This is a genomic window from Ferrovum myxofaciens, from assembly GCF_013181415.1.
Classification (GTDB): domain Bacteria; phylum Pseudomonadota; class Gammaproteobacteria; order Burkholderiales; family Ferrovaceae; genus Ferrovum; species Ferrovum myxofaciens.
The window spans coordinates 2,603,001-2,627,311 of the sequence record NZ_CP053676.1 but is presented as its reverse complement, the minus strand read 5'-3'; the positions used below and the strand labels follow the sequence as shown (position 1 = coordinate 2,627,311).

Sequence of the window (24,311 nt, the reverse complement as noted above, 5' to 3'; positions counted from 1 at the left end):
CACCCTTGAACGTCAAACCGATCAAAACCTGCGGCATCTGGGTCATCCTGCTGGCGATGATCTGGAGCTTGGGACTGGGGACGCGCGCCCTCACTCGGCCCGATGAAGGGCGCTATGCCGAAATCGGCAGGGAAATGGCCGTTTCGGGAGATTGGGTAACCCCCCACCTGAATGGCATTCCCTACTATGAAAAACCACCCCTGCAATACTGGGCTACGGCATTCAGCATCGACCTGCTGGGGCCTACCCCACTGGCTGCTCGTCTTTGGACCGGTTTGCTCGGCTTTTTGGGAATCCTGGCCAGCGCTTTTTTTGCTCGTCGCCTCTTCGGAACGGAAGCCGGATGGCGTGCGCCCCTACTCCTGGCAGGAACCTTCTATTACACCGCGCTGGGACATATCAACACCCTCGACATGGGGGTTACAGTCTGGATGTTTCTGGCGGTGGGGTGTTTTCTGCTGGCCCAACAGGAATCCTCTCCGCGCTTCTGGATGACCCTAGCCTGGGGTGCCACCGCCGCCGGATTCATGAGCAAGGGTCTCATGGCCTTGGCGCTCCCCGGCGGTACTTTAGTGCTCTACACCCTATTCACCCGTGATCTGAGCCCCTGGAAAAAACTTCACCCATTTCCCGGCCTGCCCTTGTTTTTATTGCTCACCTTACCCTGGTTCTGGCTGGCCAGTCGCGTTCACCCCGAGTTTCTGTGGTTTTTTTTCATACACGAACAGTTTGACCGGTATACCACCACTCTCCATCAACGGGTGGAACCTGTCTGGTATTTTATCCCCATCTTGCTGGCAGGTCTCTTCCCCTGGACTCTGGTGGCTCTGCGCGCCACAGGAAACACCTTGCTTCGCAGCCATGGTCGCCATTTCTCACCCGCCCGATTTCTCGCCATTTATGCCCTCTTCGTCGTCGTCTTCTTCAGTTTGTCCGGCTCCAAGTTACCCGACTATATTCTCCCGGCCTTCCCGGCATTGGTACTGCTCAGCGCCCGCCAACTCAGTTTGCGCCCGGGCCCCTTCCCGCTTAGCCCCCCTCTTCTGCTGACCCTGGGCGGTGCTTTTTTCGGAGTTACTGCGTTACTTTTTAGGTTCCCCACCCTCCCTGAAAGTTTGGGCTGGTCGTTGGGAATGGACCCGGACATGATTCCGGGTTACCAGAATTTTTCTTACTGGATTGCCACTGCTGCCGCACTATCTCTGGTTCTGGGCTACCTGGCCCACCGCCAGCGTGCCCTGCCTGACCACAGTTTGAAAACTGTCGCCATCGGTACGCTGCTCGTCACCCAACTGCTGCTCAGCGGGAGTAACACCCTGGCAGATTTTCAATCCGGGGTCACCCTCGCCCACCGTCTGGGCCCTCGATTCGCAGCGGCCAGCCATCTATACAGTGTGAACACCTACGATCAGACGCTGGATTTTTATCTGCAACGCACCGTCATTCCTGTGGCTTATCAAGATGAAATGGCCTTTGGTCTAAGTCTGGAACCCCAACACTTCATTCCTACCCTGGAAAAGTTCAAACCGCTTTGGGCCTCGGATCTGGGGGCCTTGGCCATTCTTCCTCCACCTTTGTACGACGTCATGAAAAACCAGGGTTTCCCCATGCACCTTCTGTTTCGGGATGCGCACCGTGTTATAGTGGCTCGAACATGAGCCTAGTCAGTTTTTCTCTCATCCTTTCCGGTGTGCTACTCAATGCCGTGGCCCAGTTGCTGCTTAAGGCAGGAACCAACCAGTTGGGGCAGTTTGCATTCACCTGGGAGAACCTCTGGCCCATTGCGCTCAAAATTTGTACTCAATGGCCCATTCTGGCGGGACTGTTCTGCTATGCCGTCAGTGTGGTGGTATGGATTCTGGCACTTTCACGCGTCCCTGTTTCCCAGGCCTACCCCCTGTTGTCCATTGGCTACGTGGTCAATGCTCTGGCGGCGTGGGCGTTGTTGGGAGAAACTCTGACAGGTAGCCGGATTTCAGGCATTGCCGTCATTCTCGTAGGAGTATATTTGATTGTCCGCTCGTAACCTGCCCTATCTGCCCTTTGCCCGCCCCACAATCGATGAATCCATGGTGGAAGCCGTCGGGGATACCCTGCGTTCCCTGTGGATCACTTCAGGGCCTCAGGTTTTGGCTTTCGAAAAAGCCCTGTCCGAGTATCACGGAGGACGCCCGGTCCGGGTCTTTTCTTCGGCCACGGCGGCCCTTGAGGTAGCGGTCCTAACGGCGGGCATCGGCCCCGGCGATGAAGTCATCATCCCTGCCCAGACCTTTTTTGCCTGTGCCAATGCAGTAGCTCGCACGGGTGCCACCCCCGTCTTTGTGGATGTAGACCCCATCACCCGCAATCTGGATCTGAATGCTGCCGAAGCCGCCATTACGCCCCGCACCCGTGCCCTTATGCCAACCCATTTTGCCGGTTGGCCGGTGGCTCCGGAACCCCTCTATGCCTTGGCCCAAGAACATGGACTACGGGTTATCGAAGATGCCGCCCTGGCCATTGGCAGTCGCTGGAAAGGAAAACTCATCGGCAGTTTTGGGGACATGGTGAGTTTCAGTTTTCATCCCAACAAAACCCTCACCACCATCGAGGGAGGGGCACTGATTTTTGCCAGCGAAGAAGAGGCGCGCACCGCCGAGCGTCTGCGCTTCCACGGCATTGTCCGCCTGCCCGACGGGACCCGCGACGTCGTGGTCACCGGCAGCAAATCCAACTTGCCCGATGTCAATGCGCGCCTCGGGTTGATGCAACTGGCCCGTCTCGAGGAATTCATCGCCCGCCGTCATGCCTTGGTCGCCCGCTATTTTGAACGTCTGCACACCGATCCACCCTGTGAACTGCCTTTTCGGGGAGACGAGGGACACAGTTGGAATTTCTTTGCCCCCCTCCTGCCCATCGAGCAGTTGCGCTGGAGCCGCAAGGAAATCATGGACGCTTTGCATCAGGAAGGCATCGGTAGCGGAATCTCCTATGAAGCCTTGCATCTGACCACCCGCTATTCAGCTCTGGGATACCAGGCGGGAGATTTTCCCCATGCCGAGCGCATCGCACGCACAACCCTGACCCTCCCCCTCTATCCCACCCTTACCTTGGAGGAGGTAGACCGGGTCTGCGCAACCCTGGAAAAAATCCTGAAACAGGCTGCCCGATGAATCAAAAACCTGCCCTTTCCGTCGTCATTCCGGTCTATAACGAAGAAACCGGATTGCACCTGCTCTTCGACCGTCTCTATCCAGCCCTCGATGCCCTGCAAATCCCTTACGAAATACTCTTCATCAATGATGGCAGTCGCGACCGCTCCGCTGCCCTGTTGCGCGAGCAATTCCAATTGCGCCCCGAGGTGACCCGCGTCATCCTCTTCAACGGTAACTATGGGCAACACATGGCCATCATGGCAGGGTTTGAACATTGTCGGGGCAAGCGGGTGATCACTCTGGATGCCGACTTGCAAAATCCTCCAGAAGAAATCGTCAATCTTCTTGCCGCCATGAATCAAGGCCATGATTATGTCGGAACCATCCGCCGCACCCGGGAAGACAGTGCCTGGCGCCATTGGGCTTCGCGCCTGATGAATCGCCTGCGTGAAAAGGTCACTCATATCCACATGACCGATCAGGGCTGTATGTTACGGGCCTACGACCAGCGGATCATCCAGGCCATCGTTTCCTGTCGTGAAGTGAACACCTATATTCCTGCCCTGGCCTACAGTTTCTCCTCCAACCCTACGGAAATCGTGGTGGGGCATGAAGAACGTTCAGCGGGGGAATCCAAGTACTCCTTATATAGTTTGATCCGTCTTAATTTTGATCTAATCACCGGGTTTTCCATCCTGCCCCTCCAGTTCTTTTCCTTGCTTGGCATGGGTCTGTCGCTGTTATCCGCCTTGTTTGTCATTTTTCTGGTTCTGCGCCGCCTCATCGTCGGTCCTGAAGCCGAAGGAGTTTTCACCCTTTTTGCCCTTACCTTCTTCCTGATCGGTATTCTGCTGTTCGGTATTGGTCTGTTGGGAGAATACATCGGACGCATCTACCAGCAAGTTCGCGATCGTCCGCGTTTCCTCATCCAGGGCATCCTGGAAGCCCCCTTGCCACCGGAGGAATCTGGCGATGCCTGATAAAGTCAAAAATCCGGTACGTGTTGTGGTGTTTGCCTACCATTCAGTGGGGGTACGTTGCCTCCAGGTGCTCCATCGTTCCGGCCTGGATATTGCTTTGATCGTGACCCACCCGGATGACCCAACTGAAAATCGCTGGTTTGATAGTGTGGCCGAATGGGCATCTCACCAGGGCATTCCTACCCTTACCCCCCCAAACCCCAATGATCCCGCTCTGGTGGAGCGAATTGCCGCCCTTCATACGGATTTCTTTTTCTCTTTCTATTATCGACAGATGCTGGGCGCCGACTTGCTCGCTCTGCCCAAACGCGGCGCCTATAACCTGCATGGTTCGCTTCTGCCCCGGTACCGGGGACGGGTTCCGGTGAATTGGGCGGTCATTTGTGGCGAAACGGAAACTGGTGCCACCCTGCATGTCATGACTCTCAAACCAGACCAAGGCGATATCATCGCCCAGGAAAAAGTGCCCATCGGTCCGGACGACACGGCTCATGATGTTTTCCTGCGCGTCATCGAGGCGGGCGAACGGGCTCTTTCTCGAGTGCTTCCCGCTCTGCTGGCAGGAAAAGCCGTGCATCATCGGCAGGATTTGTCCCAGGGAAATTACTGTGGTGGACGCCGCCCCGAAGATGGAAAAATCGACTGGAGCCAACCTGCCCAGGCCATTCATAATCTGGTGCGAGGCGTGGCCCCTCCCTATCCCGGAGCCTTTACCCTGGTAAACGGGCAACCCCTGCGCGTTCTTAAGACCAGTCTTCATCCCCACCCGGATGCCCTGGCAAGGACTCAGGGCGGGGATGGGCAACCCCTCTACCTGTTACAAGCAGAATGGCGGGGGCAAGGTCTGAACACAGCGCAATTCAAGGCCACGTTTCCCCAAGGCTGCGTACCGGATCCTTGGCCCGCAACAAAAAGCCCTTAAAATACGCCTTTCCCCGTTTATTGGAATGAAGCCTTACCGTATAATGGCGGGATTCTGAAAACAGTCAAAATTTAGATGCCTAATTTTTATATTTGAACAACGGAACCCCCATGAAAAAAATCCTCATCCTTGGCGTCAATGGCTTCATCGGTCACCACCTCAGCCAGCGCATCCTGTCCACCACCGACTGGTCGGTGTACGGAATGGATATGCAGAGCGAACGCGTCAAGGATCTGTTGGACCACCCACGCTTTCACTTCTTCGAAGGGGATATCACCATTAACAAGGAGTGGATCGAGTACCATATTAAGAAGTGTGATGTAGTACTCCCTCTGGTGGCCATTGCCACCCCCGCTACCTATGTTCAGCAACCTTTGCGGGTTTTTGAACTGGATTTCGAAGCCAACCTGCCCATCGTGCGCAGTTGTGTCAAGTATGGCAAACGAATCCTTTTCCCTTCGACCTCGGAAGTCTATGGCATGTGTCGGGATAGCGAATTCGACCCCGACCAATCCGAATTGATCCTGGGCCCCATTGAAAAACAGCGCTGGATCTATTCCTGCAGCAAACAGTTGATGGACCGGGTGATCTGGGGCTACGGCATGCAGGAAGGACTGGACTTCACTCTGTTCCGTCCCTTCAACTGGATCGGTTCCGGACTGGACAGCATCCACACGCCCAAGGAAGGCAGTTCACGGGTCATCACCCAGTTCTTTGGACATATCGTACGAGGAGAGAATATCCAGTTGGTGGATGGAGGTACCCAGAAACGGGCCTTCACCTATATCGACGATGGCGTCTCTGCGCTCATGAAAATTATCGAAAACCCTCAAGGTGTGGCGACGGGAAAAATCTACAACGTGGGCAATCCGAGCAACAACTACTCGGTCAGGGAACTGGCACAAATGATGCTGGATTTGGCGATGGAATACCCCGAATACCGCACCACCGCACAACAGGTCAAACTGGTGGAAACCACCGCCGACACCTATTACGGCAAGGGGTATCAGGATGTCCAGAATCGCGTCCCCAAGATCACCAATACCTGTGAAGAATTGAACTGGGCGCCTGAAGTCGGCATGATGGACGCACTGCGCCGCATCTATGATGCTTACCGCGGCCAAGTGGCAGAAGCACGCGGATTGGTGGACTGACGTTGATGTCGGCAACGCCTTGGGTAGGACTGGTCATGGGAAGCCAGTCAGACTGGACGGTGATGGAAGAGGCCGCCCAAATGCTGACTCGTTTCGAAGTACCCTTCGAGGCACAGGTGATTTCAGCCCATCGCACGCCCGACCGTATGTTTCGCTACGCGGAAGAAGCCCGTGACCGCGGCCTGAACTGTCTGATTGCAGGGGCGGGCGGAGCCGCCCATTTGCCAGGCATGCTGGCCTCCAAGACCACCTTGCCCGTCTTGGGCGTTCCCGTACCTACCCCCTATTTTCAAGGGCAAGACTCTCTTCTGTCCATCGTACAGATGCCCAAGGGAATTCCGGTGGCCACCTTTGCGGTAGGTGCTGCTGGTGCCGCCAATGCCGCTCTTTTTGCGGTCAGTTTGTTGGCTGCACAGCACCCGCACCTGACCGGGCGTTTGAACGCCTATCGCGCCGAGTTGGTTGCACAGGTCACCGCCATGCATCTGCCGCCCGCCCCATGAGTCGACGCAATCGGACCTTGGGTTTGCTGGGTGGTGGGCAATTGGGGAGAATGTTCACCTCGGCTGCCCGCACCATGGGATTTGATGTTTGGGTATTGGACCCCGACCCGGACGCTCCGGCAGCGCATTTTGCCACCCGTCATCTGTGCGCGGCCTTCGATGATGCCACGGCTCTGAAACTGCTGGCAGATTCCTGTCGAGCCGTCACCACCGAATTTGAAAATGTACCCGCCGAGACCCTGTCCGCTCTGGCCAGCCAGGTGATTGTCCGCCCGGGAGCACGCGCCGTATCGATAGCTCAGGATCGCATCCTGGAAAAGACCTTCCTGCGCAACGAAGGCTTCCCCGTAGGTACTTTTGCGCTTATCCCCAACCGGGAATCCTGTGTTAACGCACTGGCCCAGATCAAATTTCCCGCCTTGATCAAAACCGCACGGTTTGGGTACGACGGGAAAGGCCAGGTTCGTGTGGAATCGGCAGAAGAAGTTCAGGAGATCCTGAGCCATAATTCCGATCTCCTGCCTTGTATTCTGGAAGAAATCGTCCCGCTTCGTTTGGAAATATCGGTCATTCTGGCCCGAACTTCCGCCGGTGAAATCAGCCACTGGCCAGTGGCTGAAAATCGTCATCATCAAGGAATTCTGGATATCACCATTGCGCCTGCCCGTATTCGCGACGAACTGGCCGCCCGAGCACGAAAAATGGCCAGTGAAATTGCGGAACGACTGGAGTATGTGGGAGTCATGGCAGTAGAATTTTTTGTAACGGGGATTGACCAGATCCTGGTCAATGAAATAGCGCCGCGCCCTCACAACAGCGGACATTACACCCTCGATGCCTGTATCACCAGTCAATTTGAGCAACAGGTCCGGGTACTCTGTGATCTTCCCCTGGGTAGCACCGAACAGTTGAGACCTGCAGCCATGATCAACCTGCTGGGAGATTTATGGCAGGAAGGAACGCCCCCCTGGACCTTGGTTTTTCAGGAACCAGAAGCCAAATTACATCTCTACGGCAAGGAAAAACCCCGCCCAGGACGAAAGATGGGACACATCACGGTGTTGGGTCCCAGTGCCAATGAAGCACTGGAGCGCGCGCTGCGCCTCAAAAATGCGCTGACCACAACGGCTTCCTGTTCAGTCGCCGTATAAAATCGGTCAGTTGCATAGAAAATTTTCACCCTTTAGAAGAAAGAGAGGAGGTCAAACGGCATCCTCCCCCTGTTCTCCCGTGCGGATCCGTACGGCCTGCTCCACATCGATGACGAAGATCTTACCATCGCCAATTTTACCGGTACGGGCGGAATGGATCACTGCCTCCACTACCTTGTCCACCAGCATATCGGTCACAACCACCTCAATCTTGACCTTGGGCAAAAAATCCACAATATATTCCGCACCCCGGTACAACTCCGTGTGCCCTTTCTGGCGCCCAAAGCCCTTGACCTCTGTAACAGTCAGACCAGATACGCCCACTTCAGAAAGTGCTTCTCTGACTTCATCAAGTTTGAAGGGTTTGACGATGGCCGTAATCAATTTCATAACATACTCCGACGAATTCATTGTTCGAAGTAGTTTAGCAGTCTTTGACTAAATTTTTATAAAATATCTTCAGAAAATAGGTGATGTATGCTATGCCCCCCGATTGCACAATGGGGGGCATAGCACCAAATAATGCTGATTGATATTGAAGACTGGTTCCGTGGCATTGATGGACATGCTGCCTGGAGCCTCATAAGTCGCCGTGCCTTTGCCCGTCACAGACGGGATGGAGGGATCTTCTCCTCCACCCGTGGCAGACACCGTCCCAAGGTCCATGGCCTGAGAATCGGCCAAGGCGGGCAAGGTCCCCAACAAGGATAATACAGAGATCACCGCTTGGTGAACGGCACGTCGTTTAAATTTTGGTTTTATCACAATACTTCCCCCTTTAAAAACTTTTCCCTTGGGGGGTATTGTCGTTACAAATTGTTACAATCCAGAGTAACGCTGATGAAGATTCCGTGAATGATAACCATATTCAAAAGCATTGCCTCGAAATATTCCTCCGCATTAATACCGCACATCGAGTAGGGGACGGAGTTACCCCCGTCGCCCTCTCACACCACCGTACGTGCGGTTCCGCATACGGCGGTTCATTAAACACGCTGAAAGCGTTGCTGTGTGTCCAGCAACGAAACCAACCCCATTTCATCAAAGAAGCATTTTGGATAAGCCGCGTTCATGTGGCTTGCTCCGGCGTTCCACCAAGGGCCACGCCCGTTGCTTGCCGATTTCCACGCACGCGTCTCATCCAGACCTCGCGTTTGTAATCGCTTATTCCGAGTGGCCGGTCGCTTCCATTGCCGCCATAGCAGGCAGCGCAGTTTGCGCCGAATCCATCCGTCCAGTTCCTGCAACACACCTTTTACCTCGGTCAGTCGAAAGTACGATGTCCAGCCACGCAGCACCGGGTTGAGCGCTTCGACCGTTTTGCCGAGATTGCGCGAGGCATTTCCGACAATGATCTCACGCACCTTGTCTTTGAACCGCTTCAAACTGCTGTCGGCGATTTTAAGACGTGCCCGCTTGTGCCAAGTGACACTGTAACCCAGAAACTTCCGCTGCCAAGGCCGCGCGACGGCGCTCTTGTCCCGATTCACCTGAAGTTTTAATTTCTTCTCCAAGTAATCGGTGATTGCCTCCATCGCGTGCTGTCCTGCCACTTTGCTTTTGACGTAAATATTGCAGTCATCCGCATAACGACAGAATCTGTGTCCCCGATGTTCCAGTTCGCGATCCAAATCCGTCAGCAGAATATTCGACAGCAGGGGCGACAATGGCCCGCCTTGCGGCGTCCCTTCTGTTCTCGCGCTGACAATTCCCTCTGACATCATGCCCGCTTCCAAGTAACGCCGGATCAGTTTCAGTACCCGATCATCTTTGACTTGCCGCGCGATCCGTGACATCAAAATGTCGTGGTTCACCCGGTCAAAGAATTTCTCCAAATCGAGGTCAACCACCCAACGGCGGCCATCCCCGATATAGTTCTGCGCTCGTTGCACCGCTTGCCATGCATTGCGGCCCGGTCGGAACCCATAACTGTGCTCGGAGAATTCAGGCTCGAATTCCGGTTGCAGAACTTGCAGCAGCGCTTGCTGGATCAAGCGGTCTAACACCGTCGGGATGCCCAGCGTACGCACCCCGCCATTTGGCTTGGGTATGTCCACTTTGCGAATCACCGCCGGCATGTAGTCGCCCGCCAGAAGTGCTGCCTTGATGCTTGGCCAGTGCTGTTGCAGCCATGCTTTGAACTCGAACACAGTGAGTCCATCGACTCCTGCCGCGCCCTTATTTCGCATGACCCGCTCATACGCTCGCCAGAGGTTACTACGTTCGACCACGGCATCCATCAGCCGCAGTCCTTCCGCTTTCGTTTGCCCATCCGCCGCCGTGCCCATCTCAGCACCCAGCCCGGCCATTGACGAAATCCGTTCGTCTCGCTCCGTTCGGGTATCAGTTCCCTGCTTTGTGGCTTCATCGATTTGCATCGAGGTCGAATGTCCTAATCGCGTTGTTCAATGTTCAGGCCTTCAGTCAGGCATCTTCTCGGTCCGTGCCGCCTCGTCCTTGACCTACTATGCCCTCTGCTGACTTCTGCATGCGCATCCCAACACCTCTCGATGTCGGTAGCACAAGGCACGCATGCAGATCTCCCCGGGTATAACGCACCCACCTTCACGCTTATGCCTGTCGGATTTACGCCGTTGTGTTCCGTACAAGTTTTGGGCTTTGGCGATCCTTGCCGCCTCACCCCACAACGTCGCCTCATATCCGCTTCCTGTTCGTCAGGCCAGCGCTTTGCCTTCGGCTTCCTCCAGATTTCCAGTCACCCAGAACACCCTTGCCGTTCAGCTAACTCTTCCCCTTGTCGGGCGAGTAGAGGACTTTCACCTCCAAGTAAGTGCGCCCTGCCGGGCGCACAAGAAAAAGCCGCCCACAGAGGACTGGGGGCGGCGAAGACCACTTTAGGAGACTGCTACAACACTTTCGAGAAACGTTGATGATCCTGATGCAACCAGAGATATTTATCAAAACTCATGGCCATGGGACGCACGAAGAACCACCCGGCTTTACTGACCTCCAAACCCGCCAACGTACGGGTCAAAAGGCCCTCATGTTCAAATTCCTGCAACCGCTCCAGCGCATCCTGGAAATAGGTTGCAAAGTCGATTCCGTAATTTTGCTCAATGGTCTCAAAAGCAATACGCCCTTGACACATCAAGGACATGATGACTTCGCGCCGCAGAAGATCATCGGATTCCAGTGTCAAGCCTCGCTCCACGGGGAATTTTCCTGCATCCAGAGCCGCATAATAGGCCTCCAGAGTCTTAACGGACTGACTGTAGGCTGCCCCCACCTGGCTGATGGCAGATACTCCGAATCCCAACAGATCCGCCCCCGCATGGGTATGATATCCCTGAAAATTCCGTTGCAACCGTCCATCCCGTTTAACCTTGGCCAGTTGGTCCTCGGGCAGGGCAAAATGGTCCATCCCGATATAATCATAACCATGGGCCATAAAGGCGTGAATTGCCTGATCCATCATCTGCACTTTGGTGGCCACTGCCGGCAAAGTCTCCGCATCGATGCGCCGTTGCGGTTTGAAACGAGCAGGTAAATGAGCGTAGGCGTAAAGAGCAATACGATCCGGCTGGATGGTCAATACCTGATCCACAGTCTTCTGGAAAGATTCCAGCGTCTGGTAGGGTAACCCATAGATAAGATCCAGGTTGATGGAATCGAATCTCAAACGCCGCACTTCCTCCACCAGTGACTGAACCTGCTCAAAGGGCTGAACACGGTGGACGGCTTTCTGGACGCGAGGATCAAAATCCTGCACCCCGAAACTCACCCGATTGAAGCCCAGAGTACGCAAATGTGCCAGTCGTTTCGGCGTAACCGTACGCGGATCGATTTCGATGGAACGTTCCATGTCCGGAAGAAGTTCAAAACGCTGAGCCAGCAGACTCATCAATTGGGTCAGTTCATCATCATCCAGAAAGGTGGGAGATCCCCCACCCAGATGCAACTGGGCCACTTGGCGATGACCTGCACCGATCAAGGGTGCCACCAAATCCATTTCCTGTTCAAGATAACGAAGATATTCCGAAACCTTCCCGTGATCCTTGGTGATTACCTTGTTACAGGCACAGTAGTAGCAAACCGAGGCACAGAAAGGCAAATGGACATACAGGGAAAGCGGCGCATGACCCAACGTCCTTGCACGACTTCCCAAGGCATGGGCTAGGTGCGCACCCCACCCGTCGGGCAGAAAACGATCCGCCGTCGGATAAGAAGTGTACCGCGGCCCCGGAATATCGAAACGCTCCACCAATTCAGGGGAAACGACAAACTCGGAGGTGGGTTTCATACGGTCCATGGGTGCATTATCTCCCCAGCCAATCCCTCAAATGTTGACGAAAATCAACTTTTGGTACGTTACCCCCGGGATCCCGAAAATACGAACGGCTCGGGTTAACCGAGCCGTAACCCCCCGCCAGACAAGGAAAGCGCCACCGCAAAATTACGCCACGGTGGCGAAAGTTCGCCGGCGGAGGGGGAAAGCCGGCTAGAGGACTATGTTAGAAACGGTAGCCAACCCCCACACCAAAGATATAGGGATCCGGATGGAGTTGTAAAAGCGTGCCACCAGTGGCAGCAGAATCCAATCCCACGCTAACCCAGGTTTTCTTGATATCCGCGTTCAACAACCAGTGGTTATCCAGTTTGTAATCTGCGCCCAACTGAACGTCTTCACCCCAGTTATTCTGTTGCAGGCCCAGTGCCCCACCATCCAGCGATGTGTTCATGGTTCTCATGTACATCACGCCCGCTCCCACGTAGGGTACAAAGTTTCCCATCCCGTCGAAGTGGTATTGCAAGTTCAAAATAGGGGGCAACTCCTGGAATCCTCCAATGTACTTACCATTCAGTTGTACCTGATGGCTCAGCGGGTAGGAAGCCACCAATTCCGCAGAAATGTTATGGGTAAAGAAGTAGGAGACATCGACTTCCGGCTGGCTACGATTGGCCGCCTTGATCGAATCGGCTCCAACACCTGCGGCAGCATTAGCATCGTTGCCTTGCTGAGTCTGCACTTCCAGCATCCGAACCCGAACGAGCCAGGGACTGGGCTCACTATCATCAGCAAAGGCGCTGGACGCAGCGAATGGACCGGTCAAAGCGGCCAAGGCGATGGTCGCCACCAGAGTTTTTTTGGTCGAAAATTTCATTACTCCCCTCCTAAGTACGTTGTATGACAGGCATGATTTTTATGCAGTTCCAAGTCCTGCACATGCATGGTAGCGCAGGACACAGGGACGCATTCTGATGCAAATCAATCTTGAATGAAACAATTAGTCACAGGACCGTCACAATCCCGAGAAATATTGTTGCATTTACACAACAAACCGCCGACCAATGAAAAGAAATGAAATCGCAGACCCGGAAGATCTGCTGACCTGCTAATTATGGGTTTCGGTCCTACGCAAGGCCAAGGCGTTTCGATCGAGAATTTTTACCCGTCGTCCCCGTACTTCCAGCACTCCTTCATCATGAAAGCGCGAAAGAAGACGGCTGACCGTTTCCAGTTTAAGTCCCAGATAACTGCCAATATCCTCTCGCGTCATGCGCAGGGTCATCTCCACGGGAGACTGGTGGCGGTGGGCATGGCGATCCGCCAAGTCGATGAGGAAATTGGCCAGGCGCTCCTCCGAACGCATGCTCCCCAGCAACATCATGATATGGTGTTCACGGACGATTTCTCGAGACAAATCCTTGTTGAACCGATGCTGGAGATTGGCCATGACCTGTCCAAGTTCTTCAAACTGGTCAAAAGAGATGGCACACACGGCACTATCTTCCAGAGCAATGGCGTCACACACATGATGATCGCTATGAATGGCCTCCAAACCCAGCAATTCCCCCATCATCTGAAACCCGGTGATCTGCCCCCGACCATCCTCATGAAGCAATACCGTCTTGAAAAAACCGGAACTGACGGCAAAGAGCGAACGAAAAGGATCACCGACACGGTAAAGATAGTCGCCCTTGGGCACAATCTGACGATGATCCATGTGCTGATCGAGCAGATGAACCTCCTCATCGCTCAATCCGGCAGGAAGACACAATTCCCGGATGGTGCAACTACCACATACCGATTTCAAGTCATGAAGATTCATAATGGGAACAATGCCTGATCCGAAAATTATTAATAAAATACCATCAGATTTTGACTTATGTCATTGTACCCTTCCCTATCTTTGAAGGGGAAAGCTTTTATGCCATCCTGTGGCAGAATCGAATCTAACATTCCACAAAAAAACTTGCATCCATGGATGCAAACCCTTATATTGTTCGTGTTCGTACTATTTATCCCCCAGGAGACAATTCATGAAAAAAGCACGACTCATTCTCGCCCTGCTTGCCCCCCTTTCCGCATCGGTGCACGCGGCCATGGATACCTATGCTACCGACCCCCATCACACCTTTGCCCGCTTCTCCTATAACCACCTCGGATTCAGCACCCAGTTGAGCCGCTTTGACAAGGTATCCGGAACGATCATGCTGGACACCGCAGCCAGGAAAGGTGCAGCCGATATCACCATCGATACCCGCTCCGTGAGTACCGGTTCGGATCATTTCAATGAGCATATTCAGGAAGCCGATTTTCTGGACACGGAGAAATTCCCTACCGCCACTTTCAAGGGCGATTCCGTCAAATTTACCGGGGATACGCCCACCGAAATCGACGGGATCCTGACTCTCAAAGGCATCAGCCATCCCGTGGCACTCAAGATCACCTCGTTCACGTGCAAACTCCATCCCATGGTACTCAAGGAAGCCTGTGGTGGCGATGCAGAAACCCATGTCAAACGTTCTGATTTCGGCATGAGCAAATATGTTCCCTACGTGGGTGATGATGTCACCATCACGGTTTCTGTGGAGGCCATCAAACAGTAACAACGGTTCTATCCCCCGAGGCTTGCCCTCGGGGGGATTTCAAACAGACCGCCGTGCGCGCATCAATGCGACTTCGTCCGCACGGCCCAGAGCATAGCCACGACCATCACAGCCACTGCACCCCAGACCACATAAATCCAGGCAGAGTGATCCTCCTCGGCAAAGGGATCAGTCAGTGTCTGTTCAGCATTTGGTGGCAATTGGGCCAGTTGAGTCAGGGAAGCCCCAAAGAGCAGGTTGATTTTTGCCCGGGCATTGATCGCCCACCCATTGGCATCGAGGATCGGACCCAAGGTACGGGAACGCAACTTGAACCATGCCAACAGAAGCGATGGCCCGGAAATCAGAAGCAAAACGCCCAGAAGGACAAACGGAATCTGCCAGAACGCCAAGGAAAATAACCCGACTGCCACCGAAGCCAGAGCAGTACCAATGGCCCCCACCGCCATGCCGATGGCCGCAAAAATTCCCGCAAACTTACCTACGTCAAAAGCCTGTTGTGCCACGCCGGAAGTACCCCCGGCAGCGTTTTTAGTGGTCAAGGTCGCAGAACTGACCAATTTGTCATCAGCAGCCTTGGCTCTACTGGAGGCAAATTTCTCAAACTGGTCGCTGATGGCACGTACCATCTTCTTGTAAGGTGACCAGAACGCTTGACGCAGACTAATGGGTTGCTCGAGGATACGCGTAATGGTGGCGTCCCAATCCTGTCCTTTGGCATCATAGAACACACCGTTTCTTCCCACCCTCAACTGATCAGAATCCCCATCAGTAAATGCAGCCGCAATGGTGGTCTTCTGCCCCGCGCGCGTGCAATCGCAATAAACCAGACAAATGTTCGACGAATTTGCCAACAGTGCATGCTTGGCCGTATCGTTCACCGTGACACACAGTTCACAGGAACGGCTATCCAGATAAAGAGTCCCCGCCTGAAAAATCGCTTGACCCGTACGCGTATAAAAGGCCTTGAATGAAACGAAATTGTTCGCCAGGAGCATGAGATCTCGCACCAGTCGGACCAATTTTTCCAAATCACGAACCGTTTCATTCTCTGTATCCACAGGACCTGCCCCTTGCCAGTCTGCGAATTCTGAAAAAATATCCTTGAGTTGTATCCATTCACTCTCGGCCAGTGTGGTGCGCTCTCCCAATAGTGGAATGACCACCTGGGTCCGAAAAGAAGTCATGGCTCCCGCCCAGACTGGATTGAGCCCTTCGATCAGAGGCAAACACCCCGAACTGTCCACAAGCGCCAGAGGCCACTCCAGTAATACCTCCCGAGCAACACTGGAAGAAGAAAAAACCGCTTGATGTTGCGCCTCTGTAACCAATTCTTCACTTTGCTTTCCTTCAAAGGCCAGAATACGACAGCGCAAGAAATAATCATCCAGTTTATCCGCCACCTTTTTCAGGATCAGGTACCCATCAGGAGTTTTTTCTCCGAGCGGCAAACTTGCAGGGCAGGCGTCTTCCCATGCGGTACGAAGTCGGGCCATGAAACGCGTCTGAGCCTGTTCAACATCGGTGACAGTCAAGGCATCGAATTCGGTTTTGCCCAAGTCCGCAAGCAACCGACGGGCCTGTTCGGCCAGTGCGCAACCTTTCTCATCCTCGCGCAGATGGCTCAGTCTCAAATCCTCCTGGGGGCATGCCAGAATTTCCGGGTCAATCAATCGGTCCGCCGCCCAATCGATGGCAGCCAAAAGTTCAGGGACTCGCACATGCCCATCCTGATCCGTATCGATCAAACTCAGCGTGCGTTCGTCAAATTGCAGTCCCTTGACCGGACAGGACAAAGCGACCCATAACTTTTGGTTCAATTGCTTGAGTTCGAGCAAATCCGAGGCGGTCTCGATTTTGACCTGATCAAATCCACCTGCCCGAAAAAAACGCCAAACCTTGGGGACCTCCACCATACCCGTCTCCATTAAGTTATCCTGACCGGTTCAAGGATTGAGGCATCTCTCCGAAACCCCAATCAGTTCTATCCCATAGAGGGATGTTTGTCGCGCACCATCCGGGCCAGCAATGTCATTACTTCCAAACTGGCTTGTTCGGCTTTTTCCATGGACTGAATGATGTGGTCATGGATATCGAGATCTTCCATCCATTTTCCTTCCATCAGATGACCAACCTCATGAATGTTGTCATGAACTTTGGCATGAGGAGTTTCCAACTGGCGAAAGGCCTGGAGAGAACCGAAATCTTTCCGACCTGCACCGTCATACCACTGCCCCAACCGACAATGGCGATGATCCACCGCCACCGCCTGGGCTGCTGTTGAATCTTCTGTTCGATTGAGCATGACGTAGGCCTGTTGTTTGTAAATGAGGTGATCCACCTTGATCAAGGAGGTAAAACTCAGATCATGAGCGTAAGTTGCATCCTTCAGCGTTTTATTGGCTGAAGCATCGAAAGATGCGAAACGTTCTGCCATCTGACCGATGACGTGTAATGATTGCACTGCGTTCGAGCGCATTTCTTCGGAATCCGCCTGCATCTGATGAGTTTCCTGCTGCAAGGTTTCCATGATCTGACCGATGGACCTCGAAGCATGTTTGGTATTCTCAGCCAACTTTCTCACTTCATCCGCCACCACAGCGAACCCCCTCCCCGCCTCTCCCGCTCGAGCCGCTTCGATCGCCGCATTGAGCGCCAACAGGTTGGTTTGATCGGCAATGGAGGTGATGAGTGCGACTGCTTGACGAATTTCCGTACTGCGTGAATTCAATTGCAGCAAAGTCTGGTTGGCAGAATCCACTCGACGGGCTATATCATCCAAACGTTGGACGACTTCCGCCACCAGTGACTTTCCGACAGTTGCATCGGCGCACGTTTGGGTAGCCTGATCCGTGACCGCGCCCATGCGCTCCGTGATCAGATGCATATCCTCCTGAGTAGAAGCCAGGTTGGGAAGCAAATTACGCGTATTGAGGTCATGGGCCCGTGAAATGAGTCCATGATAAATTGACTTGCGTTTTTGGTCTGCCATAGCAGCCAGCAAAACATTCTGGTTTTCCAATCCCCTTCGAAATCCTCCATGCAACCCTGTGGAAAGAGTCGTACGATAGTATTTACCTTCGATGTTGGCCCGAAAGGTGGTTTCCTGCTCACGAAAGAAAGCACCCAACTGGTCGAGCATATCATTGATATTCCAGCATAGTTCTCCCAGTTCACCCGTATCGTCCACACCCAGAACCCGATTATTGAAGCGTCCCTGAGCGACCTCACGCACTACGACATTGAGTTTGTCGAGCGGACTCATCCATCGGGTCAATATACGCAACGAAAGCCAAGGCAATAACAACGCGGGGAGCAGGAGCACCAACAACCAGGGAGAAACCACCCCAAAGCCCGCCGTCAATACCACCATCAGGCTCACCCAGGCAGCCTGTATCGAGTAAATCAAGGTCATCCTGCCGATCAAGGAGTGGGTCATGGTCCGATATATCCCCAAATAAACAGACAATTAAAGTACTATAGAGGATCAGATCGAGAGAACAAACTCGTCATAACCCACGCCCTTATCCGCCAATATCTTCAACAGCACCTGAGTAGAGGCTTCAATGGCATCCCGCGCGCCCGCCTTTTGTTCAATTTCCAGCAGCGCCTGGTACAGGCCCGCCATCACCTTGACCCCCTCCGCCCTGGGTTTGCGCCGCACGGAAAAATATCCCTCAATTTGACCGGACGGATCAAAGAGCGGAGTAACGTTGGCAAAAACCCAGTAAAAACTTCCGTCCTTGGCCAAATTTTTAACATAGGCATGGCATTCATTCCCCCCGGCAATAACATCCCAGAGCAGTTTGAACACGCATCGGGGCATATCGGGATGACGAATAATATTATGTTGCACTCCTGCCAACTCCTGCCAGGAATAGCCAGAAAACTCGATAAAAATGCGATTCCCGTAGGTAATACGCCCCTTGACGTCGGTCATCGAAACGATAAAGTCATTATCACGCATGACTTTTTCTACCTGTGTCGGAGATAATTTGTTTTTCATGAATCAACCTCTGGTCGGCATGAAAGTTTTGGGATCGTAACGTATTGTCCGTGTGGATTCTAGCATGGTCTTTTTGGAATCCGTGCCGGATCAGGACAGATTTTTCTCATTTTCTGCTATCCTGAGCACTCACCAAAAACTCTATTCGATTGTGTTTTCCATCTTTACCGGATCAGTGTCTCATGCGCTTCAAAAATATTCTTGGTTTCAAGGGTCGCATCCTAAGAATTTACGGTTCCATGATCGACCTCATCGTTGTGTTCCTGATCATGGTGATGCTGATCACCTTGGGGGTTGCGTTGTTCAGCGTTCTGGTGGACCTCTATGATGCACTACGCAACTTGCGACACGAAATCGCCATCCAAACTCTGGTGGAGTCCATTCTGTCTGTTTTCGTCTTGATCGAACTCTTTCGCAGTTTCACTGATTATTTAGAGTTTCATCGCTTGCGTTTGCGCGTCATCTCTGAAGTCGCCATCGTCTTCGTACTGCGCGATGTGTTCATTGGACTCTACAGCCATAGCCTGGAATGGCGTGACATTCTGGCGCTAAGTCTATTGATTGCTGTTCTGGTCGGTACCCGGGTCGCTTCCCTCTTTTTCCCACCTCCTCAGGAGTAAGTATGGCGTCGTTGTTTCGTTGGTTGGGACGTTCCCTGTACTGGATTTGGCGTGGATTGATGGGCCTGGGTCAATTGGGAGTCAGTCTCGTATTTGTGTTTCTTCTGGCCGGCGGCCTGACGACCTATCTGAGCAATCGCATCCCGGCTCCCAAGCCAAAAACCACTCTGGTCATTGATTTGAACGCCCACCTGGTGGAGCAAGCGGCTCCCCGTACCGATAATCTTCTGAGTGCAAGTTTGTTGCATCAAAACGATTCTGGAGATATCGAGTTGCGTAATGTTCTGGAAGCTCTGGATGCAGCAGCCCAGGATCCTGCCATCGATCGCATACTGCTCAAGACCGATGGTCTGCAAGTTTCAGGAATCGCTATCCTGCACGAAGTCGCCCATGCGTTAGACCGTTTCAAAAAAACAGGGAAGCCCGTCATTGCATGGGCTGACCATTACGATCAACGCCAATATTTTCTGGCGGCCCACGCCGACCGTCTCTACCTTGACCCTTTGGGACAAGTACTCTTTCAAGGTTTTGGACGTTACCGCAATTATTACCGTGATGCCCTTGATCGTTTGGGTATCAAGGTCAACTTGATTCGGGTAGGCACATACAAGAGTTTCGGTGAACCTTATGTTGCCAATGGACCTTCTCCAGCCGCCTTGGAGGCGGATCAAACCCTTTACCACGCACTTTGGGCAGATTTTGATCAATCCATAGAAAACGCGCGTCACCAACCCGCTGGCATGATCGACCAATCTATCGATCATCTTCCCCAGGATCTCGCCACGCTACAAGGCAATGCCGCCAAACTGGCCCTTTCCCAGCATTGGGTCGATGCTCTGGTCACCCCCGACGAACTGACCAAATTACTGGAAAAAAATGGCCATGAGGATGACAAGGCCAAGGACTTTCGCCAAATTTCTCTGGATGACTATGTCTCCCGCCTCCCTGATCCCAAAAGTGGGGATGGCATCGCCGTGATCGTCGCCGAAGGAGAAATACAGGACGGAGAAGCACCGGCCGGAACGATTGGGGGAATCACCACCGCAGATCTGGTTCGGGCAGCACGGGAAGACGATCAGGTCAAGGCTGTGGTACTGCGCATTGATTCGCCCGGTGGCAGCGCCCATGCCTCGGAACTGATTCGGCGCGAACTGGCTCTCACCCAGGCAGCGGGGAAGCCGGTGGTGGTATCCATGGGTAATCTAGCGGCTTCCGGCGGCTACTGGCTTTCTTTGTCTGCAGATGAAGTTATTGCCGACCCGGATACGGTAACTGGCTCCATCGGCGTATTTGCCCTGATCCCCACTGCCGATGGTCTCATGAACAAGGCCGGCATTCATACAGGGGGAGTCACCACGACCTGGCTAAGCGACGCCGACAATCTGTTGCGCCCTCTGGATCCACGCTTCACCCAGATCCTGCAAAGCAGCGTGAGTCACCTCTATCAGGACTTCATCCAGCGCACGGCCACTGCCCGCCGGCTTTCTCCTCAAGCCGTCGACACTGTCGCCCAGGGTCGGGTATGGACCGGGACCCAAGCCCTGAACTACCATCTGATCGATCATCTCGGCCTGTTTCAGGACGCCCTGAAGAGCGCCCGTTTGCGGGCACATCTCACGGAAAGTGCCCCTGTTCACTATTACGATCCCAACCCCAGTCCCTGGCAACGGTGGCTCAACCTGATTGGACAAAGTTTGTTACCCAATCCTCTGGTGGCTTGGTTATCTCAGGGAACACTCGCGCTGAATCCTGCCCTGACCATTGCATCGTCCTCCCAAACGCGAACCGACTTGAGTGTCCTGGTCAGCCCACTGCTGAAAGGAACCGCCCCCTTCGTTCCCCTCACCCACTGTTTCTGCCAGATCCCCTGAGCTATGTATATTCACTGGGATAAATCGTACGAAATTGGCAACCCTCTGATCGATACGGAGCATCGTCTCTTGATCATGCTCTTCCGCAAACTGGACGTGGCGATCAAATCGGCAGAACCCGAAGCCACCATCATGCGCATCCTGTTCGAGGTCAAGAAATTTGCGGACTTTCACTTCACCAGCGAAGAGAATCTGATGCATGAGGTGGGCTATCCCGACACCGCCGCCCATGAGGAAATCCATTCGGCCCTATTGGCACAACTGGAGGTCATGATCGGGCGCATAGGCAAGAAAAGAGAAATGCCTGACGATTTGCTTTATTTCCTGAATGAATGGATCCTCCAGCATATTGCTCAAGAAGACCAGAAAATTGCGGACTTTGCCCGTTTTTCCGAGCATCGCCCCCATAGGAGAGTTCACGTACCCCGAGTATATTTGAGCCGCCCCGAGGTTTTCTCCCTCTCTTCTTCCCATGCTGCTCATCCAGAAAAACAGAACAGACCGGACCACACAGAACACGAGTAATAATGGAATTAACCGTTGAATATGGCACATCCATCCTGAGCGAAGTGCGGGGCATGCCCGCCGCGACTTACCGATCATTTCATGTCCTGGTCCAGCGTTCGGATTCACCGCTGTTTCTTCCCATCCGTGCCTTGCAGGTATTGGCCATTCTTGAACACCATGAAATCACCTTTCTCCATCAGGATAACAAACAACAGGCCCTTCTACGCTGGGCTCACTTTCGCCCACAGGACCGTCTGGACCTTCAATCCCCCGTTTATTTCGAAGGACACTACTACCTCCCAGAGGGCGTGGAATTGAAGGTACGGATCCCGGCAGAATTTGAGCGAGCCTTGGCCCAACTCGAAGAAAAAAGCACCATCCGTTCCCTCACACCCTATGTTTCACCGTTCCCTCTGAAAAAATAGCGTTTGCTGCGCCATCTCCCATAAAAACTGCTATACTTGAAAGATTGATAACCCTGCTGATTGAATCCGAGGTCTGAATGCCGAACATCCGCGTCAAAGAAAACGAACCTTTTGATGTTGCCATGCGCCGCTTCAAGCGCGCCGTTGAGAAAACGGGGCTGTTGACCGAGTTGCGTGCCCGCGAATTCTATGAAAAGCCCACCGCCGAACGCAAGCGTAAATTGGCCGCTGCCGTCAAGCGCCGTTACAAGCGTCTACGTAGCCAAATGTTACCGCCCAAGTTGTATTGATTAAAGGACTTTCAATCATTTGACTTCCCCTTCTCGCCGGCACGGGGGTTGGGGTGACAGGGAAGCGAATGATCCCCAACGATTTCATTCAAACCCTGTTGGATCGCACTGATATCGTCGATCTGATCGGGCAATCGGTTCCGCTCAAGAAAGCGGGCGTCAATTACGTTGCCCGTTGCCCTTTTCATCAGGAAAAAACCCCTTCTTTTTCGGTCAACCCCCAACGTCAGTTTTTTCACTGCTTTGGTTGTGGTGCCAGTGGCAATGCCTTGGGCTTTGTGATGCAACATACGGGCGCCGGTTTCGTGGAAGCGGTCCAGCATCTGGCAGATCAAGCCGGACTGACGGTTCCCTCGAGCACAGAACCGGTCCGTCAGGCTCCCTCCAGAAGCGGCCTCGACCTGCTCCAACAAGTTACCCTCCATTACCAGGAAAAACTGACTCAAGTTCCTCATGCTCGGGAATATCTCCAGAGACGGGAGGTAACACCGGAGACTGCACAACATTTTGGTTTGGGCTATGCCCCCGACGCATGGCATGGACTGGAAGAAAAGTTCCCTCAGGTCACCGTCGATACCTGGCTGGCCTTGGGAATGATGGTCCGCAACGAGAATGGCAAGTGTTACGACCGTTTTCGCGACCGCCTCATGTTCCCCATCCATGACCATAAAGGACAGGTCATTGGCTTTGGTGGACGAGTCCTCGATGCCGGGGAACCCAAGTACCTGAATTCACCTGAAACCGAACTATTTGAAAAAGGCAAGGAATTATACGGCTGGCCCCAGGCCCGTCAGGCACTGCGTCAGAACAACCAGATTCTCGTGGTTGAGGGATACATGGATGTCGTCAGCCTTTCCCAGGCAGGGATTGGCAATGTCGTCGCCACCTTGGGGACAGCCACCACAGCCGATCAGGCAAAACGTTTGTTGCGCAGCACGGACCAGATCCTCTTTGCCTTTGACGGCGACAAAGCTGGACGCAAAGCCGCCGAACGAGCCCTGCACCTGATCTTGCCTCTTTTTGAGGAAGGAAAGGAAATCGGCTTCCTGTTTTTCCCGGAAGGAGATGACCCGGATAGTTTCGTGCGCCAGAATGGCCCCGCTGTACTGCGTGCCAAAATTGCCACGGCCCTCCCACTCTCCAATTTCGTCATGGAACTGCTGACCCAAGGACTGATACGCAGCCAACCCGAACATCAGGGCCAATTCCTGCGCCAAGCACGGGAACTTCTGGCTACGCTGACTTCCCCCTGGCTCACCTTCTCACTGAAACGATTGATGGCCGCGTGGTTGGAAATCACCCTGGACCAATTGAATTCATTTCTCGGAACCTCCGCTGCCCCCAGGGTTCAATCACCTCAACCACGGTCTCGCCTCCCTCTCCGGCCGCGCCAGGCCCCCAGTTCCATTGCCCATCAGTTAATAGCCTGTCTACTGGTTGAACCCTCCTTTGCACAGCAGGTCGGCATTCCTGACCCGGATACCCAGACTTCTCCACTTCCGGAAGCACTGGCTCTGCACCATTTGGCCAGTTATCTGCGTCATCAGGACTCCATTCCCAATCTGTCACATATTCTCGAACATTTCCGTGCCCAGGATGAAGAAAAATTGATAGAAGCTGTTCTAAAAAGGGAATTTTTGACCCTACAGGAGACTCCAACGGAGGAACTGGTCGTAGTCTATCAAGATGGTCTGAAGCGCTGGCAGAGTATGGGGCGTCAACAGGAGGCCAAAAGCCTGCTCCAGTTGGCGCAGAGCCGCCCTCTGAATCAACAGGAAAAGGAACGATTGCAGTGGTTGACGCTCAATCGTCTGGCGCAGTGACTGGAAGGATTCTCGATAATAGGCTATAATCCTCTGTTATTTTAACGATTCTGCCTGACAGGAGTACGCCCGC

Annotated in this window: 23 protein-coding genes and 1 pseudogene; 15 read left to right on the top strand and 9 right to left on the bottom strand. The window is 53.6% G+C overall.

The features are described from left to right. The first annotated feature begins 5 nt into the window (after positions 1-5). From HO274_RS13085 to HO274_RS13050, 8 genes are all read left to right on the top strand, one after another. A complete protein-coding gene (locus HO274_RS13085) occupies positions 6-1,658 on the top strand; it encodes a glycosyltransferase family 39 protein (RefSeq protein ID WP_273120349.1) in 1,653 nt (550 codons plus the stop codon). Next, the gene (locus HO274_RS13080; protein WP_031595745.1) at positions 1,655-2,026 is read left to right on the top strand and encodes an SMR family transporter; all 372 of its coding nucleotides are present in this window, start codon (positions 1,655-1,657) and stop codon (positions 2,024-2,026) included. Before HO274_RS13085 ends, HO274_RS13080 begins: the two co-directional genes overlap by 4 nt. Then, positions 2,013-3,152: a DegT/DnrJ/EryC1/StrS family aminotransferase gene (locus HO274_RS13075; RefSeq protein ID WP_273120347.1), complete on the top strand. Its 1,140-nt coding sequence runs from the start codon at positions 2,013-2,015 to the stop codon at positions 3,150-3,152. Before HO274_RS13080 ends, HO274_RS13075 begins: the two co-directional genes overlap by 14 nt. Then, the gene (locus HO274_RS13070) at positions 3,149-4,114 is read left to right on the top strand and encodes a glycosyltransferase (RefSeq protein WP_035417009.1); all 966 of its coding nucleotides are present in this window, start codon (positions 3,149-3,151) and stop codon (positions 4,112-4,114) included. The genes HO274_RS13075 and HO274_RS13070 overlap by 4 nt, the downstream gene beginning before the upstream one ends. Then, positions 4,107-5,036 carry a formyltransferase gene (locus HO274_RS13065; RefSeq protein WP_273120345.1) on the top strand — a complete coding sequence of 310 codons (930 nt, stop codon included), beginning with the start codon at positions 4,107-4,109 and terminating at the stop codon, positions 5,034-5,036. The genes HO274_RS13070 and HO274_RS13065 overlap by 8 nt, the downstream gene beginning before the upstream one ends. Positions 5,037-5,146: 110 nt before the next feature. Next, a complete protein-coding gene (locus tag HO274_RS13060) occupies positions 5,147-6,190 on the top strand; it encodes a bifunctional UDP-4-keto-pentose/UDP-xylose synthase (RefSeq protein ID WP_051861894.1) in 1,044 nt (347 codons plus the stop codon). Between the two features lie 5 nt (positions 6,191-6,195). Continuing rightward, on the top strand, positions 6,196-6,693 hold the full coding sequence (purE, locus tag HO274_RS13055) for a 5-(carboxyamino)imidazole ribonucleotide mutase (protein ID WP_031595737.1): 498 nt from the start codon (positions 6,196-6,198) through the stop codon (positions 6,691-6,693). Further along, on the top strand, positions 6,690-7,844 hold the full coding sequence (locus tag HO274_RS13050; RefSeq protein WP_273120342.1) for a 5-(carboxyamino)imidazole ribonucleotide synthase: 1,155 nt from the start codon (positions 6,690-6,692) through the stop codon (positions 7,842-7,844). The genes purE and HO274_RS13050 overlap by 4 nt, the downstream gene beginning before the upstream one ends. A 51-nt stretch (positions 7,845-7,895) precedes the next feature. Here HO274_RS13050 and HO274_RS13045 read toward each other — a convergent pair whose 3' ends face one another. The 6 genes from HO274_RS13045 to HO274_RS13020 all read right to left on the bottom strand — a co-directional run bounded on the left by HO274_RS13045 (position 7,896) and on the right by HO274_RS13020 (position 13,915). Further along, positions 7,896-8,234: a P-II family nitrogen regulator gene (locus tag HO274_RS13045; RefSeq protein ID WP_031595733.1), complete on the bottom strand. Its 339-nt coding sequence runs from the start codon at positions 8,232-8,234 to the stop codon at positions 7,896-7,898. 90 nt (positions 8,235-8,324) lie between these two features. After that, positions 8,325-8,609: a hypothetical protein gene (locus HO274_RS13040; protein ID WP_273120340.1), complete on the bottom strand. Its 285-nt coding sequence runs from the start codon at positions 8,607-8,609 to the stop codon at positions 8,325-8,327. 221 nt (positions 8,610-8,830) lie between these two features. Next, complete coding sequence (gene ltrA / locus HO274_RS13035) at positions 8,831-10,222, bottom strand: group II intron reverse transcriptase/maturase (protein ID WP_273120338.1); 1,392 nt, start codon at positions 10,220-10,222, stop codon at positions 8,831-8,833. A 488-nt stretch (positions 10,223-10,710) separates the two neighbouring features. Then, entirely contained in the window at positions 10,711-12,105 is a 1,395-nt protein-coding gene (hemN, locus tag HO274_RS13030; RefSeq protein ID WP_420537415.1) for an oxygen-independent coproporphyrinogen III oxidase, read from the bottom strand. Positions 12,106-12,316: 211 nt separating this feature from the next. Next, positions 12,317-12,967: an OmpW/AlkL family protein gene (locus HO274_RS13025; protein ID WP_273120335.1), complete on the bottom strand. Its 651-nt coding sequence runs from the start codon at positions 12,965-12,967 to the stop codon at positions 12,317-12,319. Between the two features lie 231 nt (positions 12,968-13,198). Continuing rightward, positions 13,199-13,915, bottom strand: coding sequence for a helix-turn-helix domain-containing protein (locus HO274_RS13020; RefSeq protein WP_273120332.1), 717 nt, complete (start codon positions 13,913-13,915; stop codon positions 13,199-13,201). Positions 13,916-14,126: 211 nt separating this feature from the next. Here HO274_RS13020 and HO274_RS13015 point away from each other — a divergent pair, with 211 nt between their 5' ends. After that, a complete protein-coding gene (locus tag HO274_RS13015; RefSeq protein WP_031595727.1) occupies positions 14,127-14,696 on the top strand; it encodes a YceI family protein in 570 nt (189 codons plus the stop codon). A gap of 62 nt (positions 14,697-14,758) precedes the next feature. Here HO274_RS13015 and HO274_RS13010 read toward each other — a convergent pair whose 3' ends face one another. The 3 genes and pseudogenes from HO274_RS13010 to HO274_RS13000 form a co-directional block, all read right to left on the bottom strand. Further along, a complete protein-coding gene (locus HO274_RS13010) occupies positions 14,759-16,624 on the bottom strand; it encodes a hypothetical protein (protein ID WP_273120330.1) in 1,866 nt (621 codons plus the stop codon). Positions 16,625-16,680: 56 nt separating this feature from the next. Continuing rightward, positions 16,681-17,958: pseudogene (locus HO274_RS13005) on the bottom strand (methyl-accepting chemotaxis protein); the annotation flags it as partial. 225 nt (positions 17,959-18,183) lie between these two features. Further along, the gene (locus HO274_RS13000; protein WP_031595722.1) at positions 18,184-18,702 is read right to left on the bottom strand and encodes a PAS domain-containing protein; all 519 of its coding nucleotides are present in this window, start codon (positions 18,700-18,702) and stop codon (positions 18,184-18,186) included. A 182-nt stretch (positions 18,703-18,884) separates the two neighbouring features. Here HO274_RS13000 and HO274_RS12995 point away from each other — a divergent pair, with 182 nt between their 5' ends. The 6 genes from HO274_RS12995 to dnaG all read left to right on the top strand — a co-directional run bounded on the left by HO274_RS12995 (position 18,885) and on the right by dnaG (position 24,238). Beyond that, positions 18,885-19,322, top strand: a complete 438-nt coding sequence (locus HO274_RS12995) for a phosphate-starvation-inducible PsiE family protein (RefSeq protein ID WP_031595720.1) — start codon at positions 18,885-18,887, stop codon at positions 19,320-19,322. Positions 19,323-19,324: 2 nt separating this feature from the next. Further along, positions 19,325-21,193, top strand: coding sequence for a signal peptide peptidase SppA (gene sppA, locus HO274_RS12990; RefSeq protein WP_273120325.1), 1,869 nt, complete (start codon positions 19,325-19,327; stop codon positions 21,191-21,193). Between the two features lie 3 nt (positions 21,194-21,196). Beyond that, positions 21,197-21,718, top strand: a complete 522-nt coding sequence (locus tag HO274_RS12985; RefSeq protein WP_273120323.1) for a bacteriohemerythrin — start codon at positions 21,197-21,199, stop codon at positions 21,716-21,718. Between the two features lie 2 nt (positions 21,719-21,720). Continuing rightward, complete coding sequence (locus HO274_RS12980; RefSeq protein WP_273120320.1) at positions 21,721-22,125, top strand: hypothetical protein; 405 nt, start codon at positions 21,721-21,723, stop codon at positions 22,123-22,125. Between the two features lie 77 nt (positions 22,126-22,202). After that, positions 22,203-22,415, top strand: coding sequence for a 30S ribosomal protein S21 (rpsU, locus tag HO274_RS12975; protein ID WP_031595712.1), 213 nt, complete (start codon positions 22,203-22,205; stop codon positions 22,413-22,415). Positions 22,416-22,483: 68 nt separating this feature from the next. Beyond that, the gene (gene dnaG, locus HO274_RS12970; protein WP_273120316.1) at positions 22,484-24,238 is read left to right on the top strand and encodes a DNA primase; all 1,755 of its coding nucleotides are present in this window, start codon (positions 22,484-22,486) and stop codon (positions 24,236-24,238) included. Positions 24,239-24,311 lie beyond the last annotated feature (73 nt).